Annotated in this window: 16 protein-coding genes; 12 read left to right on the plus strand and 4 right to left on the minus strand. The window is 71.0% G+C overall.

Going from position 1 to position 15,694, the window contains the following annotated elements; translation table 11 throughout:
• Positions 1 to 364 precede the first annotated feature (364 nt).
• The 3 genes from ABZ079_RS11650 to ABZ079_RS11660 all read left to right on the plus strand — a co-directional run bounded on the left by ABZ079_RS11650 (position 365) and on the right by ABZ079_RS11660 (position 3,529).
• On the plus strand, positions 365 to 1,336 hold the full coding sequence (locus ABZ079_RS11650) for an aldo/keto reductase (protein WP_356939231.1): 972 nt from the start codon (positions 365 to 367) through the stop codon (positions 1,334 to 1,336).
• A 106-nt stretch (positions 1,337 to 1,442) separates the two neighbouring features.
• Positions 1,443 to 1,991 carry a TetR/AcrR family transcriptional regulator gene (locus tag ABZ079_RS11655; protein ID WP_356939232.1) on the plus strand — a complete coding sequence of 183 codons (549 nt, stop codon included), beginning with the start codon at positions 1,443 to 1,445 and terminating at the stop codon, positions 1,989 to 1,991.
• Positions 1,992 to 2,005: 14 nt separating this feature from the next.
• Entirely contained in the window at positions 2,006 to 3,529 is a 1,524-nt protein-coding gene (locus ABZ079_RS11660; RefSeq protein WP_356939233.1) for an MFS transporter, read from the plus strand.
• Positions 3,530 to 3,611: 82 nt separating this feature from the next.
• Here ABZ079_RS11660 and ABZ079_RS11665 read toward each other — a convergent pair whose 3' ends face one another.
• Positions 3,612 to 5,237 carry a multicopper oxidase family protein gene (locus tag ABZ079_RS11665; protein ID WP_356939234.1) on the minus strand — a complete coding sequence of 542 codons (1,626 nt, stop codon included), beginning with the start codon at positions 5,235 to 5,237 and terminating at the stop codon, positions 3,612 to 3,614.
• Positions 5,238 to 5,373: 136 nt separating this feature from the next.
• Complete coding sequence (locus tag ABZ079_RS11670) at positions 5,374 to 6,126, minus strand: lysophospholipid acyltransferase family protein (protein ID WP_356939235.1); 753 nt, start codon at positions 6,124 to 6,126, stop codon at positions 5,374 to 5,376.
• Positions 6,127 to 6,441: 315 nt separating this feature from the next.
• Here ABZ079_RS11670 and ABZ079_RS11675 point away from each other — a divergent pair, with 315 nt between their 5' ends.
• The 3 genes from ABZ079_RS11675 to ABZ079_RS11685 all read left to right on the plus strand — a co-directional run bounded on the left by ABZ079_RS11675 (position 6,442) and on the right by ABZ079_RS11685 (position 8,762).
• Complete coding sequence (locus tag ABZ079_RS11675) at positions 6,442 to 7,620, plus strand: glycerophosphodiester phosphodiesterase (RefSeq protein ID WP_356939236.1); 1,179 nt, start codon at positions 6,442 to 6,444, stop codon at positions 7,618 to 7,620.
• A 92-nt stretch (positions 7,621 to 7,712) separates the two neighbouring features.
• Positions 7,713 to 8,219: a sigma-70 family RNA polymerase sigma factor gene (locus tag ABZ079_RS11680; RefSeq protein WP_356939237.1), complete on the plus strand. Its 507-nt coding sequence runs from the start codon at positions 7,713 to 7,715 to the stop codon at positions 8,217 to 8,219.
• A gap of 45 nt (positions 8,220 to 8,264) precedes the next feature.
• Positions 8,265 to 8,762: a GNAT family N-acetyltransferase gene (locus tag ABZ079_RS11685; RefSeq protein WP_356939409.1), complete on the plus strand. Its 498-nt coding sequence runs from the start codon at positions 8,265 to 8,267 to the stop codon at positions 8,760 to 8,762.
• A gap of 96 nt (positions 8,763 to 8,858) precedes the next feature.
• On the opposite strand, the gene ABZ079_RS11690 is transcribed toward ABZ079_RS11685, so the two are convergent.
• Positions 8,859 to 9,278, minus strand: a complete 420-nt coding sequence (locus ABZ079_RS11690; protein WP_356939238.1) for a hypothetical protein — start codon at positions 9,276 to 9,278, stop codon at positions 8,859 to 8,861.
• 1 nt (position 9,279) lies between these two features.
• Positions 9,280 to 9,639, minus strand: coding sequence for a hypothetical protein (locus ABZ079_RS11695; protein WP_356939239.1), 360 nt, complete (start codon positions 9,637 to 9,639; stop codon positions 9,280 to 9,282).
• 213 nt (positions 9,640 to 9,852) lie between these two features.
• Between ABZ079_RS11695 and ABZ079_RS11700 the strand changes: the two genes are divergently transcribed.
• From ABZ079_RS11700 to cbiE, 6 genes are all read left to right on the plus strand, one after another.
• The gene (locus tag ABZ079_RS11700) at positions 9,853 to 10,059 is read left to right on the plus strand and encodes a hypothetical protein (protein WP_356939240.1); all 207 of its coding nucleotides are present in this window, start codon (positions 9,853 to 9,855) and stop codon (positions 10,057 to 10,059) included.
• 324 nt (positions 10,060 to 10,383) lie between these two features.
• Positions 10,384 to 11,427 carry an ATP-binding cassette domain-containing protein gene (locus tag ABZ079_RS11705; protein WP_356939241.1) on the plus strand — a complete coding sequence of 348 codons (1,044 nt, stop codon included), beginning with the start codon at positions 10,384 to 10,386 and terminating at the stop codon, positions 11,425 to 11,427.
• Positions 11,424 to 12,161 (plus strand): methionine ABC transporter permease, encoded by a 738-nt coding sequence (locus tag ABZ079_RS11710; protein WP_356939242.1) that lies wholly within the window; start codon positions 11,424 to 11,426, stop codon positions 12,159 to 12,161. The genes ABZ079_RS11705 and ABZ079_RS11710 overlap by 4 nt, the downstream gene beginning before the upstream one ends.
• A gap of 119 nt (positions 12,162 to 12,280) precedes the next feature.
• Complete coding sequence (locus ABZ079_RS11715; protein WP_356939243.1) at positions 12,281 to 13,111, plus strand: MetQ/NlpA family ABC transporter substrate-binding protein; 831 nt, start codon at positions 12,281 to 12,283, stop codon at positions 13,109 to 13,111.
• 370 nt (positions 13,112 to 13,481) lie between these two features.
• Complete coding sequence (locus tag ABZ079_RS11720; RefSeq protein ID WP_356939244.1) at positions 13,482 to 14,120, plus strand: GNAT family N-acetyltransferase; 639 nt, start codon at positions 13,482 to 13,484, stop codon at positions 14,118 to 14,120.
• A gap of 121 nt (positions 14,121 to 14,241) precedes the next feature.
• Positions 14,242 to 15,453 (plus strand): precorrin-6y C5,15-methyltransferase (decarboxylating) subunit CbiE, encoded by a 1,212-nt coding sequence (gene cbiE / locus ABZ079_RS11725; protein WP_356939245.1) that lies wholly within the window; start codon positions 14,242 to 14,244, stop codon positions 15,451 to 15,453.
• Positions 15,454 to 15,694: the final 241 nt, after the last annotated feature.

Below are 15,694 nucleotides of genomic sequence, written 5' to 3' on the forward strand. Positions count from 1 at the left end.
GCCCGAGCGGGCGGTCTGCGGCCGGGACTCCGGGGGAGCCCGTTGTGCCCCCGAGCCGGGGGCTGCGGCCGTGCCTCCGTCCGGGTTGCGGCCGAGCTGGTGACTCCGCCCCGACCCGGGCGAGGTCGCGCCCGGAGCCCCTGGGCCCGGGACCCGAGTCCTCTGGGCTCGGAGTCGGACTCCGTGGTCCGTGGGGCGGCATCCGCCCCTGTGCCCCGCCCGTCGGGATCGCCCGCGGGCGGGAGCGGTCGACGTGCGTCGGGTGCGTGACGCGTGCGGCGTTCGTGTGCGGCACGCGGGTGGCGGCGGAGCATCGCGGTTACGTTGGTCCTGAGCCGTAGGAGCCGACCGAACGGAGCCCGCGATGCCCTTCGCCCGTCTCACGACCGCCACGACGCCGACCTGCCACCTCGGACTGGGCCTGGCCGCCGTAGGCCGTCCCGGCTACATCAATCTCGGCCGTGAGCAGGATCTCCCGCCGGTCCGCAGTGTCGACGCGCTGCGCGAGCGCACCCACGAACTGCTCGACGCCGCCTACGCCCAGGGTGTCCGTTACTTCGACGTGGCCCGTTCCTACGGGCGTTCGGAGGAGTTCCTCGCCGACTGGCTGAACGCGCGCCCCGACATCGACGACATCGTGGTCGGCAGCAAGTGGGGCTACACCTACACCGCCGACTGGTCCACCGACGCCGAGCGGCACGAGGTCAAGGACCACAGCCTCGCCGCCTACGAGCGGCAGCGCGCCGAGAGCGACGCCCTGCTCGGCGACCGGCTCGACCTCTACCAGATCCACTCGGTGACCCCGGACAGCCCCGCCCTCACCGACAAGGAACTCCACGCCAGACTGGCCGAAGCCGCCGCCGAGGGCCTGACCGTCGGCTTTTCCACCAGCGGCCCCGCCCAGGCCGACGCCATCCGCGCCGCCCTCGCCGTCACGGTCGACGGCGAGCCCCTCTTCCGTACCGTCCAGTCGACCTACAACGCCCTGGAGACCTCGGCGGAGTCCGCCCTCGCCGAGGCGCACGACGCCGGGCTCACCGTGATCGTCAAGGAGGGCATGGCCAACGGCCGGCTGGCCGCGCCGCACGCCCCGGACGCACTGCGGGCCGTGGCCGAGGAGACCTCCCTCGGCTGTGACGCCGTGGCCCTCGCGTGGATCCTGCGCCGGCCCTGGGCCGGCGTCGTCCTCTCCGGCGCCGCGACCGTCACTCAGCTCGTCTCCAACCTCCACGCTCCCGCCGTCGACCTGGACGCGGACCAGCTGACCCGCCTCGCCACGCTGGCGGAGGACCCGCGCGCCTACTGGGAGCGGCGCGGACAGCTGCCCTGGCACTGACGGAGCACCGCGATGATCAGCTGCTGGCACCGGCGATGACCAGCAGCTATGAGTCACGCATGCCCGTCGTGAGACATTCATGTCTCACATGGGCTATTGTTGTCTCATGGCCCTCGATCGTGACCACGTACTGCGCTGTGCAGCCGCCCTGCTGACCCGTAAGTCCACCGCGACCATGGACGAGGTCGCCAAGGCCGCCGGGATCAGCCGTGCCACGCTGCACCGCCACTTCGCCGGCCGCGACGCGCTCGTACGGGCGCTGGAGGCACTCGGCATCGCCGAGTGCGAGGCGGCGCTGGACACGGCCCGCCTGGACCAGGGCCCGGCGGGCGAGGCCGTACACCGCCTGGTTCGCGCGATCGAGCCCTGCGCCGGACTGCTCGCCTTCCTCTATACCGAGAACCAGCTGTTCGAGGGCGAGCAGCAGAACCAGGGCTGGGCCCGCATCGACGAGCGCCTCACCGCCCTGTTCCGGCGCGGTCAGGAGACCGGCGAGTTCCGCATCGACCTCACTCCGGCCTGGCTCACCGAGGCGCTGTACGGCCTGCTGGCCTCCGGCGCCTGGGCCGTGAGCGAGGGCCGCGTGGCCGCCAAGGACTTCACCTACATGATCGTCGAGCTGCTGCTCGGCGGCGCACGACGCACCAACGCGTAACGAAGAGAGGAATCATGACCAGCACCCTGCAGCCGGCTCGCGCGACGGAGGTGGAGAAGCGCCCGGGCCGCTGGCTGGCGCTCTCCGTCCTCGTCCTGGCCGTGCTGCTGGTGGCCGTCGACGCCACCGTCCTCGGCCTGGCGACCCCCTACATCAGCGAAGACCTGGCCCCCTCCGGCACCCAGCTCCTGTGGATCGGTGACGTCTACTCCTTCGTCATCGCCGGCCTGCTGGTCTCCATGGGCAGCCTCGGCGACCGCATCGGCCGCAAGCGAATCCTGCTAGGCGGCGCGACCGCGTTCGGCGCGATCTCCGTGCTCAACGCCTACGCGACGACCCCCGAGCTGATGATCCTGGCGCGGGCCCTGCTCGGCGTCGCGGGCGCGACCCTGATGCCCGCCACCCTCGCCCTGATCCGCAACCTCTTCCACGACCCGCGCGAGCGGAGCCTCGCCGTCGGCATCTGGGGCGCCACCGCCTCCGCCGGCACGGCCGTCGGCCCGATCGCGGGCGGATTCCTCCTCGAACACTTCTGGTGGGGCTCGGTCTTCCTGATCAACCTGCCGGTGATGGCGGTCCTGGTCCTCGTCGGCATCCGTACGCTGCCCGAGTCCCGCAACCCGAATCCCGGCCCCTGGGACCTGGCCAGCGTCGTCCTGTCCCTCGTCGGCATGATCGGCATCGTGTACGCGGTCAAGGAGATCGCCACGCACGGCCTCACCTGGCCCACGTCGGCCGCGGGCCTGCTGGGCGCGGCGGCCCTCCACGGCTTCGTCCACCGCCAGTTCACCATGCCCGTCCCGCTGCTGGACATGCGGCTGTTCCGGCGCCGCGGGTTCAGTGGAGCGGTCCTCGCCGATCTGCTGACCGTCCTCGGCATGTCCGGTCTGGTCTTCTTCCTCTCCCAGTATCTTCAGCTCGTCCAGGGCAGGCGCCCGTTCGAGGCCGGCCTCGCCGAACTGCCCGCCGCCGTCGGCGCGGTGGCGGCCGGTCTGCTCGCGGGCCGCGCGGCCCGGCGTTTCTCGGTCCGCGCGGTGGTCTCGGGCGGTCTGGCGGCCGTCGGACTGGCCCTGGCCGCGCTGACTACGTTCGGCCAGTCCACCGGCTACCCGGTCCTCGGCGCCACCCTCCTGGTCGTGGGCGTCGGCGCGGGCTTCTCCTTCACGGTCACCGCCGACGTGATCCTCTCCAGCGTGCCCAAGGAACAGGCGGGTGCCGCCTCGGCGGTCTCCGAGACGGCGTACGAACTGGGCGCGGCCCTGGGCATCGCCCTGCTGGGGTCCATCGTGACCGGCGTCTACCGCGATTTCACGGGCCCGGCCGGCACCCCGGCCCAGGCCCACGAGTCACTGGGCGCGGCGGTCGAAGCGTCGGCACGCATGTCCCCCCACTCGGCGGAGGCCCTGCTCGACGCGGCCCGCGGCTCCTTCGTCCACGGCCTCCACCTGGCCTCAGGTGCGGGAGCGGCCGTCCTGCTGGGCACGGCGGTGGCGGCGTGGTTCCTGCTGAAGGGTCAGAAACTGGAAGGTACCGGCTGAGGTGAGTCCCCCGGGGGCGCGGGGAACCGCGCGAGCAGCCCTCGCGCACCCGCACCGGCGACCGCCCGAACCCCCTCGCACGTCACCGCCGGTACCCGAGCACCGTCATCATCCCGCTCTCCGAGTGGTACTGGTTGTGACAGTGCAGCATCCACAGCCCCGGGTTGTCGGCGTCGAATTCGATGACCAGCTTCCGGTGCGGCAGCACAAGCGCGGTGTCCTTGCGGGCGCCCACGGAATCCACGCCGGTCAGCGCGAAGGTGTGCCCGTGAAGGTGCATCGGATGCCACATGTCCGTGGCGTTGATGAGGGTGAGCCGTACCCGTTCACCGGCGCGGACCGGATGGCGGTGCCGGACGGAGTAGGCCTGGTGGTCGAACCCCCAGTCGAACTTCTTCATGCCGCCGGTGACCTTGATGCGCAACTCGCGATCGGGGTCGCGGTCGTCCAGGGCCACCGAGTCGTCGGGCACGAGGCGGCGCGCGGGGACCGTCTTCCCGTCGAGTTCGTCCGGGCGGACATCGGGTGAGGGAAGGTTCTTCCCCTTGTCGGTGCGCAGGACGGCGAGGGCCTGGCCCTTCTTGCCCTCGGCGAGTGCGACCAGCGGGAAGACGCCGTCCCGGGCGGTGACCAGGACGTCGTACCGCTCCGCCATGCCGATGAGGAGGGCGTCGGTCTTCTTGTGCTTCACGGGATAGCCGTCGGTGTGCGTGACCGTCATGGTGTGGTCGCCCAGCGCGACACGGAAGGCGGTCTCGGAACCGGCGTTGATGATGCGCAGCCGGATGCGGTCGCCGGGGCGGCAACGGAACACCGAGGGATGGGCGGGCAGGCGCCCGTTGGCCAGGTAGTGGGGGTAGGCGACGCTGCCGCCCTCCCCGTGGAGCATGCGGCTGTGGGACTTGTGCAGCACCCGGGAGGGCCCCGCGGACTTCCCGGACGGCGACGGATGCGCGCTCGCCGACCGGCGGGGACCCGGGCTCCCGTGGCCAGGACCCATGGCCATGTTTCCCATGTCCATGGAGCCGCCGGGCTTGAGCTGCCTCAGGACCTCCTCGGGGGTTGAGCCTTCCACGCCGTCGAGCCAGTCGTCCAGGACCACCACCCACTCCTTGTCGTAGGAGAGGGGTTCTCTGGGGTCGTCGACGATGAGCGGTGCGTAGAGGGCTCGGTCGGGTTGCATCCCGACGTGGGAGTGGAGCAGGTAGGTGCCCGGATACCTGATGGTGAAGCGGTAGCGGAAATCGGACCCGGGGTGGATGGCCTGCTGGGTCAGGTCCGGAACGCCGTCCATGTCACAACGCAGCCGCACCCCGTGGGAGTGCAGCGTGGTCGTGGCGGGCAGCCGGTTGGCGAGCGTCAGGTTGAGCACGTCACCGGCGGTGACGCGCACCAGCGGGCCCGGTACCTCCTCGTTGTACGCCCAGCTTCGGACGGACCGGCCGCCCAGGTCCAGCGTGGTCTCGGCAGCCGTGATCCGGTACGTGCGTACGGGGCCGGATCCGCGTTTCCGCTCGGCGGCGAGGACCTCGGGATCCGACGGGTTGACGTACCCTCGGGGCCCTGCCGGGACGAACTTCCCCCCGGTGATCGCGCGTTGGGGGCCGGGGCGGGGCTCGGAGTCGGAGCCGGTGCAGGCTGCCAGGAGGCCCGCGCCGGCGGCGGCGATCGGGGTACGGAGCAGGGTACGCCGAGAAGGTTTGAACATGCCTAAATAAGACATGTTGTGTGCTTATACGGCCGGGCGGATACGGCCGAATGCCGGATGTGCCAGGGGCAGATTCCACCAGCAGGCGGACGGACGCGGGCCACCGCGCCCGTGGCGTCCGTCCGCCCGTGAGGTCCTACGCGGCCTTGGCCTTCGTGGCGTACATGTCCACGTACTCCTGGCCCGACAGCCGCATGACCTCGGCCATGACGGAGTCGGTCACGGCCCGCAGCACATACCGGTCCCGGTCCATGCCCTCGTACCGCGAGAACTCCATCGCCTCGCCGAACCGGACGGTGACCCGGCCGGGACGCGGAATCCCGCGCCCGCCCGGCTGCAGCTTGTCCGTGCCGATCATCGCGAAGGGAACGACCGGTGCACCGGTCATCAGCGTCAGCCGCGCGATGCCGGTGCGCCCCCGGTACAGCCGCCCGTCGGGCGACCGCGTGCCCTCGGGGTAGATCCCGAAGACCTTGCCCTCCTCCAGGATCCGACGCCCGGTCATCAGCGCGGCCACGCCACCGCTCGCCCCGTCCCGGTCCACCGGGATCATGCCGACACCGGTGAAGAACCACGCCATCAGCCGGCCCTTGAAGCCCTTGCCGGTGACGTACTCGTCCTTGCCGATGAAGAACACCTGCCGCTTGGTGACGATCGGCAACACGATCGAGTCGATGAACGTGAGGTGATTACCGGCCAGAATGACCGGACCCTCCCCGGGGATGTGCTCCGCGCCCTCCACCTGTGGGCGGAACATCAGGCGCATGATCGGTCCGAGCACTGCCTTGATGAGCGCGAAGCGGGACAACGGGTCCTCCGATGCCGAGGGGAAGCGATATGAGTCTGTGCAGGTGAGGACATTACTCGCGGCGCCCCGGCGAGCGCACATCGGGGAGGCCCGGTTCACCGAGGCCTTACGAAGTGTTGACGCGGGTTTACCTGCGGTGCCGTGCCCGGGACGGCCCGTGACACCGTGGCGACGGTGTGACGGACATCGCGCGGAGCCCTCGTCCTCCGGTTACCCGGGCCCTGCCCGCCGATGCCGACGGACCGTCACCTTCCGCCATCCACAGGACACCAGGCATCACCCGCGTGTTCGAACCCAGGACTCCCCTCCGCCATGTACGCGGCCCTACGATCGGCGCGCACCGAAGGCGCGCGGGGCGCCGGGAACAGACGCACGGCGGACGGCAGGAGGGCGCTGATGGGCGGCGACCAGACGAACGAGCGGACACAGGGCAGCACGGGACGGCGGGCGATCCTCGGCGCCGCGGTGCTCGGCGCGGGCGGAGCGGTCCTCGGGCTGCCCGGCGCGGCCGGAGCCGCCGAAGCCCGGACGGCCGGGCACGGAGGACGCGGGCTGAAGAGCCTGCCGGTGCCGACGATCATCGGCCACCGCGGGGCCAGCGGCTACCGCCCCGAGCACACCTTCGGCTCGTACGACCTGGCCCTGGATTTGGGCGCCGACATCGTCGAGGCCGGTGACCTCGTCCCCACCAGGGACGGCCACCTCGTCTGCCGGCACGAGCCGGAGATCGGCGGCACCACGGACGTCGCCTCCCACCCCGAGTTCGCCGACCGCAGGACCACCAAGGTCCTCGACGGCGTCGCCACCACGGGCTGGTTCGCCGAGGATTTCACGCTCGCCGAGCTGAAGACGCTGCGCGCGATCGAGCGCATCCCGGCCAACCGGCCGCACAACACCCTCTACAACGGACGCTGGGAGATACCCACGTTCGAAGAGGTCCTCACGTGGCAGGACGAGCAGACCCGCAAGCGCGGCAAGCAGGTCTGGATCTACCCCGAGACCAAGCACCCCACCTACTTCCGCAAGCTCGGCCTCGGCCTCGAGGAGCGGGTCGCGAAGTTGCTGCGCAAGCACGGCAAGGACGGCCGGAACTCGCCGGTCGTCCTGCAGTCCTTCGAGCCGAGCAGCATCCAGAAGCTGAACCAATTGGTCGACAACCCGCTCGTCGTCCTGCTGTCCTCGGCGAGCAGCCGCCCCTGGGACTTCGTCGAGGCGGGCGACCCACGCACGGTCGCGGATCTGATCACCCCCAAGGGCCTCAGGGAGATCGCCGGCTACGCGCAGGGCATCGGCCCGACCCTGGACCTGGTCATCCCCAGGAACGCGGACGGCACCCTGGCCGAACCGACCACACTGGTCGCCGACGCGCACAGGGTGGGCCTGATCCTGCACCCGTACACCATGCGCAACGAGAATCCCTTCCTGCCGGCCGAGTACCGCGAGGGCAGCGCGGCGGACGCCTACGGTGACGTCTTCGGCGCCTTCAGGACGTACTTCTCGACCGGCATCGACGGCGTCTTCACCGACAACGCCGACACCGGCCTGCTCGCCCGCGCCGACTTCCTGAACGGCTGACCACGTCAACCGGCGCAGCCGCCGGCACCCCGTTCGGGGTGACTCCGAGCCGCCCCGGCAACCCACCGCCGGGGCGACTCGTCGTTCCGCGTATGACGCACGACCTGGTAGCCGCCCTGAGCCCCCTGCTCACCGCCGAGGCCTCCGCCGAGGCATATGCCTCCGGGAGTGAGCCGGGCGATCTCGAACAGGCCGTCTGGCTCCGCCTGCTGGAGCGGCTGGAGACCGACGGGCCGCCGCTGGACCCGCAGGGCTGGCTGCGCAAGGCCGTCCGCGCCGAGGCCCGCCGCACCCGCCGCACCACCCGCCTCGAACGCCCGTACGGCAGCGAGCCGGCCGACGAGGTCCGTCCCGGGCCCGAGCAGCACGCCCTCACCACCGCCCGGTACCGCGCGCTGCGGGACGCGGTCCGCCGGCTGCCCGGCCGCTGCCCCCGGCTCCTGGAGGCACTGCTCTCTCCGAAGGACCTGACATACCGGGAAGTCGCGGGGGAGTTGGGTATCTCACAGGGCAGTCTCGGCCCGGAACGCTCCAGATGTCTGGGATGTCTGCGTCGTTTGCTCACCCCGGAGGTTGCTTCCCGTGAGGGGCGGGGATAGGAGTGGGGGACGACAGGTGATCAGGTGAGCGGGAGGCATGCGCACATGGGCATGAGCGTGACCATCTCGGTGGCGACCGAGCAGGACGCGGAGCAGATCTTCAGGCTCCAGTACCTGTGCTTCCAGAGCGAGGCGGCGCTGTACGGCAACTACCGCATCGACCCGCTCGTCCAGACCCTGGACTCCGTGCGTCAGGAGGTCGCCTCGGACTGCGTCTTCGTCGCCCGGCTCGGCGAGGAGGTGGTGGGCTCCGTGCGCGGCAAGGTCACCGAGGACGGCGCCGCGGCCATCGGCAAGCTCTGCGTCCACCCGCGCCTGCAGGGCCACGGCATCGGCGCGAGGCTGCTGCGCGCGGCCGAGGCGGCGTTGGCGGAGGAGCGCGGAGCCAAAAGGTTCCGCCTGCACACGGGGCACCGCAGCGAGGGAAACCTCCGCCTGTACCGCCGCTCCGGCTATGAGACCGTCGGCCGCTCCAAGGGCGCCGACGGCGTGGAGATGATCGTCCTGGAGAAGCAGGCGGGGGCGTACGCGCAAACGGCCTGAGGGCGAGCGCCCCGAGGGGCGCGGAGCTGTAGCGCCAGAGGGGGCTCCGCCGTGTGAGCGCGGGCAGCCAGGACGCACCCGCGCCCGCCGGTGTCCTCAGGCCCCCTGGCGGCCGGCCGCCTTCCGCAACCAGTACATGGCGGAAAGCGGCAACAGCACGGGAATGAAGAGGTACCCCATCCCGTACTCGGACCACACGGTCGCATCCGGAAACGCGGACGGCTCCACCAGCGTCCACGTCCCCACGATCAGCACACCCGCAAGCTCGGCGGCGCAGCACACCAGCGCCGCCTTGCGGGCCGTCTCCCCGCCCCGCACCAGCGTGTACGTGATGAAGCCGTACACCAGGCCGGCCACCGCCGAGAGGGAGTACGCGAGCGGTGCCCGGTCGAAGTCCGTCGCGATCTGGTACGCCGAACGCGACACCGCGCCGACCACCATCACGCCGTAGAACCAGACGAGCAGCGTGCCCGGCCCGCTGATCAACCGGGTCGGCTTCTCCTGCGCCGCCGTCACATCAGCCTCCCCAGATGTCATAGAGCCGTACTTCGAGCACGGCCAGGACCACACCGCCCGCCGCGACCGTCACCGACCCCCAGCGGGTCCGCTCGGACAGCGACATGAACCCCGTCACCGGAACGCACGCGAACGCGCCCAGGAGATACGCCACGAAGATCGACGTGCCCTGCTCCGGCTTCTCGCCCCGCGCCAGTCGCACGATCCCGATCACCAGTTGGACAAGGGCGAGCAACGACACCACGGCCATGCCGATGAAGTGCCAGTCCTTGGTCGGCTGGTCCCGGTAGGCGGCCCAGCCGCACCAGGCGGCGAGCAGCAGCGCGGCGACCCCGGTCACCAGCGTCAGGGCATTGAGCATGCCGTGACCTTATTACGGCCGAAACGACCCACCGCCGCCGACCCCGTGGTGCGCCGTAGGGTCACCTCCGGCGAGTTCGGGCGCGTGGAACGACACGGGCGGCCGGCGGGGGAGAAAGCCGCCGACCTGCTGCCCGGCCGTCGGGTGCCGTAGGCGTCCTCGAGGATCGCCCCCGCCGGAATCCGCGCGGGCCGCGCGGCCGGTATGGCCACCGTGGCGTTTGCCACAACCCACCGGGCGGAAGAACTGGACGCCGATCTCGTGGTCAGGGACCTGTCGACCTTGTCCGCGCTGGTCATCGGCGAGGAAGGGGAGATCTCCATCCGCGACCAGGCCTGTGACCAGGGGTGTCCGCCGCTGTCCACCATGCGGACAGCGGAGACCGGTCAGGACCGTACGTCTGCTTTACTGATCACATGACCACCACGAGCAGCCGCACCCTTGCGACCGAGGCGACCCCGACGCCCGGTGCTCGTTGTATGTGTCCGTGTCGAATGTGCGCCTTCTAGAGGGCCCCCGCACCATCTGAGCCTCGCGCCCCGAAGCGAGAGCCTGGCCCGTCCGACGCCGGGATTCCGGCGTACGCGACCGAGCCCCCCACTGCCTGAACGGCGTGGGGACCCCCACCACGCACACGACGTTCTCCCCGGTTCCACACCTTCCCCCGAGCTCTCGGCTTCGCTCGAGCAGGGGGACCCCATCGGGCACACCCACGCCCGCGAACCCGACAGTGACGGAAACCCAGTGATCACCACCACGGGCCTGACCAAGGTCTACCGCTCCCGCGGCCGTGAGGTCACCGCCCTCGACGGCGTCGATCTCCACGTCCGCGAAGGCGAGGTCTACGGCGTCATCGGCCAGTCCGGCGCCGGCAAGTCCTCTCTCATCCGCTGCGTCAACCTGCTGGAGCGCCCCACCGCCGGCACCGTGACCGTCGCCGGGCAGGACCTCACCGCCCTGGCCGGCCGCGGGCCGCGCGCCGGGAGGGACCTGCGCCGGGCCCGCAGCCACATCGGCATGGTCTTCCAGCACTTCAACCTGCTGTCCTCACGGACCGTTCAGGACAACGTCGAGCTGCCGCTGGAGATCCTCGGCAAGTCCGGCGGGGAACGCTCCCGCAAGGCGCTGGAGTTGCTGGACCTGGTCGGCCTCGCCGACAAGGCCAGGGCCTACCCCGCCCAGCTCTCCGGCGGTCAGAAGCAGCGCGTCGGCATCGCCCGCGCCCTCGCCGGCGACCCCGAGGTGCTGCTCTCCGACGAGGCCACCAGCGCCCTCGACCCCGAGACCACCCGCTCCATCCTCCAGCTGCTGCGCGACCTGAACCGGCAGCTGGGCCTGACCGTCCTGCTCATCACCCACGAGATGGATGTCGTGAAGTCGATCTGCGACTCCGCCGCCCTGATGGAGAAGGGCCGGATCGTGGAGTCCGGCACGGTCGGCGAGCTGCTGGCCACCCCGGGCTCCGAGCTGGCCGCCGCGCTGTTCCCGGTGGGCGGCCAGGCCTCCGGTGCCGACCGGACCGTCCTCGACGTCACTTTCCACGGCGAGGCCGCCACCCAGCCGGTCATCTCCCAGCTCTCGCGCACCTACAACATCGACATCTCGATCCTCGGCGCCGCTATCGACACCGTCGGCGGCCTCCAGATCGGCCGCATGCGCATCGAACTGCCCGGCCGCTACGAGGACAACGTGGTCCCGATCGGCTTCCTGCGCGAACAGGGGCTGCGGATCGACGTCGTCGGCCGCGAGGGCGAGGAGCCCGTGCTGGTCAAGGAGGGTGCGAAGTGACCTGGTCCGAGAAGTGGGAGCTGCTCCAGCCGGAGTGTTGGAACACCCTCTACATGGTCGGGTGGTCCACCTTCATCGCCGTCATCGCCGGTCTGCCGCTCGGCATCCTGCTCGTCCTCACCGAGCGCGGTGGCCTGCTCCAGAACGTCGTGGTGAACAAGGTCCTCGGGCAGGTCGTGAACATCACCCGCTCGATGCCGTTCATCATCCTGATGGTCGCGCTGACGAACTTCACCCGGCTCGTCACCGGGACCAGCATCGGCCGTGACGCCGCCATCGTGCCGCTGGCCATCGGCGCCATCCCGTTCTTCGCCCGGCTCGTCGAGACGGCTGTCCGCGAAGTGGACGGCGGGCTCGTCGAGGCCGTGCAGTCGATGGGCGGCAATACCCTCACCATCGTCCGCAAGGTCCTGGTCCCGGAGGCCCTGCCCTCGCTGATCGCCTCGACGACCACCACCGTCGTGGCCCTCATCGGCTACTCCGCGATGGCCGGCACCGTCGGCGCCGGCGGCCTCGGCGACCTCGCCGTCCGCTACGGCTACCAGCGCTTCGAGACCGGGCTGATGTGGGTGATCGTCGCGATCCTCGCCGTCGTCATCACCGTCATCCAGTTCGCCGGCGACCTCGCGGCGCGCTCGCTGCACAGCCGCGGCGCCCGCTCCGGTCCCGCGCCCAGGCTCCGCCTGCTCAAGGCCAAGGAGCCCGCGGCGGCCGACATCGGCAAGGTCGCGTAAGCACCTCACGGACTCCCCGTACGCCCACCCGGCGCCCGGCCACCACCCCCCAACGACGGCGCTCCGCGCCGACGCCCCGAGATCCGGGGTCGCACCACCCTTAAGGAAAGGCACTTTTCGTGCGTAACACCGCCAAGCTCGCCACCGCCGTCCTCGCCGCCGGAGCCCTCACCTTCGGGCTGACCGCCTGCGGCTCGGACAAGGACTCCGGCTCCTCCGACACCAGCGGCCCGCTGGTCGTCGCCGCGAGCCCGACCCCGCACGCCGAGATCCTGGACTTCGTCAAGAAGAACCTGGCGAAGAAGGCGGGCCTCGACCTGGACGTCAGGGAGTTCACCGACTACATCACGCCGAACACGGCGACCGAAGACGGTGACGTGGACGCCAACTACTTCCAGAACCAGCCCTACCTGGACGACTTCAACAAGAAGCGCGGCACCCACATCGCGCCCGTCGTCACGGTGCACCTGGAGCCGCTCGGTCTCTACTCCCACAAGGTGAAGAAGGCCGACGCCCTGAAGAGCGGTGCGACGATCGCCGTCCCGAACGACTCCGTCAACGAGGCCCGCGCCCTGAAGCTGCTCGCCGCCGACGGGCTCATCACCCTCAAGGACGGCGTCGGCACCGAGGCCACCCCGCGGGACATCGCCAAGAACCCCAAGGACCTCAAGTTCAAGGAGGTCGAGGCGGCCCAGACCCCGCGCTCCCTGGACGACGTGGACGCGGCCGTGGTCAACGGCAACTACGCCATCTCCGCGGGCCTGAAGCCCGCCAAGGACGCCCTCGTCCTGGAGTCCGCGAAGAACAACCCCTACGGCAACTTCCTCGCCGTGAAGAAGGGCGACGAGAAGGACCCGCGGGTGACGAAGCTCGCCAAGCTCCTCACCTCGCCCGAGGTCAAGAAGTTCATCGAGGACAAGTACCAGGGCTCGGTCATCCCGTCGTTCTGATCCGGACGGGAGACCGAACACCTGCGCACGTCCGTCATCGCGACAGCGGCCCCGGTCCTCGGGCTGACCGACTGCGGCTCGGCAGGATCGGTGGCAAGGACGACACCCTCGTCGTCGGCGCCACCGCCGTTCCGGCCGGCCTGAAGCCGGGGACCGGGGAGTTCACGGACCACGTCCCCTACACGGCGTTTCACGACGCACGGGGTCCACTCCCTCAGCGGGTGCGGGGCACCCCCACGCCCTTCGGGCAGTGGGGGAGGGCCCCGTCGTGCGATTCAGTGGTTTCATGCTGCATGCTGGGCAGTTCAGCAGGGCCGGCCCCGAGGTCCTGATGGACTATCAACGTTTTCCGAAGGTTACGGAGCGGCGCATGACTAGCACCTTCCCCAACATCTCCATCAGCACGGAGCGGTTGGTGCTGCGTCCCCTCGACGAGGACGACGCGCCCGCCCTGGCCGAGATGATGAACGACGAGCAGGTCGGTGCCTGGACCGAGGTGCCCCAGCCCTTCACCCAGGACCAGGCCCGCCACTGGATCACCGAGTACGCCCCCGCCGAGCGCACCGCGGGCCGTGGCCTCGACCTGGCGGTCACCGAGTTCCTCACCCAGCGCCTGGTCGGCATCGTCCAGCTGGCCAAGACCAACTGGCACGTACGGTCCACCGAGATGTCGTACATCATCGCCCCCTGGGCCCGCGGCGAGGGGTACGCCTCCGAGGCCGCCCTCGCCACCGCCCAATGGCTCCTCGGCGACCAGAAGTTCGAGCGCATCGAACTGCGCACCGCCGCCGACAACACCGCCTCCCAGCAGGTCGCCCAGAAGATCGGCTGTATCAGCGAGGGTGTCCTGCGCAACGCCTGCATAGCGCACCACCGCACCGAGGACGGCACCTGGACCGACGTGCGCACCGACTACATCGTGTGGAGCCTCCTGCCGGAGGACCTGGAAGGCGCCGACGAGCAGCTCGCCGACACCGGCGGTTTCGCGTCGTACCGCGACTGGAACTGACGCCCACCGGAACGCGGGCTCGGCCCCGGCGCGCGTCCGGCAGTCCCACCGGGTAGTCTCACGGAGCCAGCCCAAGGGCTCCTGCCCCTGACGACCTGCGGAATCCTGGAGACACACGACGATGGCCGACCGGGTCACGGTGATCGGCTGGGACGGCTCGCCGCTGACCGCCGCGGCACGCTCCGCCCTCGGCGCCGCCACACTCGTGGCGGGCGCGGCCCACCACCTGGCGCTGCCCGAGATCCCGCCCGCCGCCGAGCGCGTCCGCCTCGGCAGTGTCGCCCTGGCCGCCCGCCGCATCGCCGCCCACCGCGGCACCGCCGTGGTCCTCGCCGACGGCGACCCCGGCTTCTTCGGCGTCGTACGCACCCTGCGCGCACCGGAGTTCGGCCTGGAGGTCGAGGTCGCCCCCGCCGTCTCCTCCGTCGCCGCCGCCTTCGCCCGCGCCGGCATGCCCTGGGACGACGCCCAGGTGGTCGTCGCCCACCCGCGCACCCTGCGCCGGGCCGTGAACGTCTGCCGCGCCCACACCAAGGTCGCCGTCCTCACCGCACCGGGCGCCGGCCCCGCCGAACTCGGTCTCCTCCTGGAGGGCGTCCACCGCACCTTCGTCATCTGCGAGGAACTGGGCACCGACCGCGAGCAGGTCACCGTCGTCACCTCCGACAAGGCCGCCGACCACAGCTGGCGCGACCCGAACGTCGTCATCGTCATCGGCGGCCCGATGGGCGCTGCCGAGGGCGGTGGCTGGTTCGCCGGGCGCGACCCGGGCGCCGGCCCGCGCGGCTGGGTGCAGCCCGACGAGACGTACGGGGGCGGTCTGGGCGAGGGCGAGACCGAGCTGCTCCGCGCCGCCCAACTCGCCCGTCTCGGTCCCCGGACCGGTGATCTCGTCTGGGACATCGGCTGCGGCGGCGGTGCGTTCGCCGCCGAGGCCGCGCGCGCCGGAGCGGCCGTCATCGCGGTCGACCACGACCCGGGTGCATGCGCCCGGACCGAGGGCGCCGCACGCCGGTACGGCGTACAACTGCACGTGGTGCGGGGCACCGCCCCGCACGTCCTCGAAAACCTGCCCGAGCCGGACGTCGTCAGGGTCGGCGGCGGGGGAGCGGCCGTCGTCTCCGCGGTCGCCGACCGGCGCCCGCAGCGCATCGTCACGCACGCAGCGACCCGTGACGCGGCCGAACTCGTCGGCCGCGACCTGACCGAACACGGATACCGGGTCGAGTGCGCCCTGCTCCAGTCCGTCGAACTCGACACCCGGGCCTGGACCGAGACCGAGCGGAACGTAGCGTTCCTGCTCAGCGGGGTTCTGCCGGATCGCGCCCCGTGATCCTGTTGTCGTACCGCGCGCGGTAGGCTGGCCGATCGTTGTACCGCACCGGTGGCCCGGAACTTCGTTCGCCAATGTCCGGAACGCGCGCCCGTTTTGGGGTGGGTGTGGTACGGCGGAACCGGAGGACGCGCAACGTGGCGCAGTCCACAGCGGGCTGTCGCGGATCATGCTGTCGCGATGGCCCAACGGCCGGGACAATGCCACTGAATGGCTTTGTCGCCTTTTCCGGGCGGGTCGT

Origin of the sequence: Streptomyces sp. NPDC006314, from assembly GCF_040613075.1 — a bacterium.
Taxonomy (GTDB): domain Bacteria; phylum Actinomycetota; class Actinomycetes; order Streptomycetales; family Streptomycetaceae; genus Streptomyces.

Excerpts from the sequence above, each read along its gene's own strand:
- ABZ079_RS11660 (WP_356939233.1), top strand. The coding sequence starts at position 2,006 with ATGACCAGCACCCTGCAGCCGGCTCGCGCGACGGAGGTGGAGAAGCGC.
- cbiE (WP_356939245.1), top strand. The coding sequence starts at position 14,242 with ATGGCCGACCGGGTCACGGTGATCGGCTGGGACGGCTCGCCGCTGACC.
- ABZ079_RS11655 (WP_356939232.1), top strand. The coding sequence starts at position 1,443 with ATGGCCCTCGATCGTGACCACGTACTGCGCTGTGCAGCCGCCCTGCTG.
- ABZ079_RS11695 (WP_356939239.1), bottom strand. The coding sequence starts at position 9,639 with ATGCTCAATGCCCTGACGCTGGTGACCGGGGTCGCCGCGCTGCTGCTC.
- ABZ079_RS11675 (WP_356939236.1), top strand. The coding sequence starts at position 6,442 with ATGGGCGGCGACCAGACGAACGAGCGGACACAGGGCAGCACGGGACGG.
- ABZ079_RS11685 (WP_356939409.1), top strand. The coding sequence starts at position 8,265 with ATGGGCATGAGCGTGACCATCTCGGTGGCGACCGAGCAGGACGCGGAG.
- ABZ079_RS11680 (WP_356939237.1), top strand. The coding sequence starts at position 7,713 with ATGACGCACGACCTGGTAGCCGCCCTGAGCCCCCTGCTCACCGCCGAG.
- ABZ079_RS11650 (WP_356939231.1), top strand. The coding sequence starts at position 365 with ATGCCCTTCGCCCGTCTCACGACCGCCACGACGCCGACCTGCCACCTC.
- ABZ079_RS11720 (WP_356939244.1), top strand. The coding sequence starts at position 13,482 with ATGACTAGCACCTTCCCCAACATCTCCATCAGCACGGAGCGGTTGGTG.
- ABZ079_RS11665 (WP_356939234.1), bottom strand. The coding sequence starts at position 5,237 with ATGTTCAAACCTTCTCGGCGTACCCTGCTCCGTACCCCGATCGCCGCC.
- ABZ079_RS11670 (WP_356939235.1), bottom strand. The coding sequence starts at position 6,126 with ATGTGCGCTCGCCGGGGCGCCGCGAGTAATGTCCTCACCTGCACAGAC.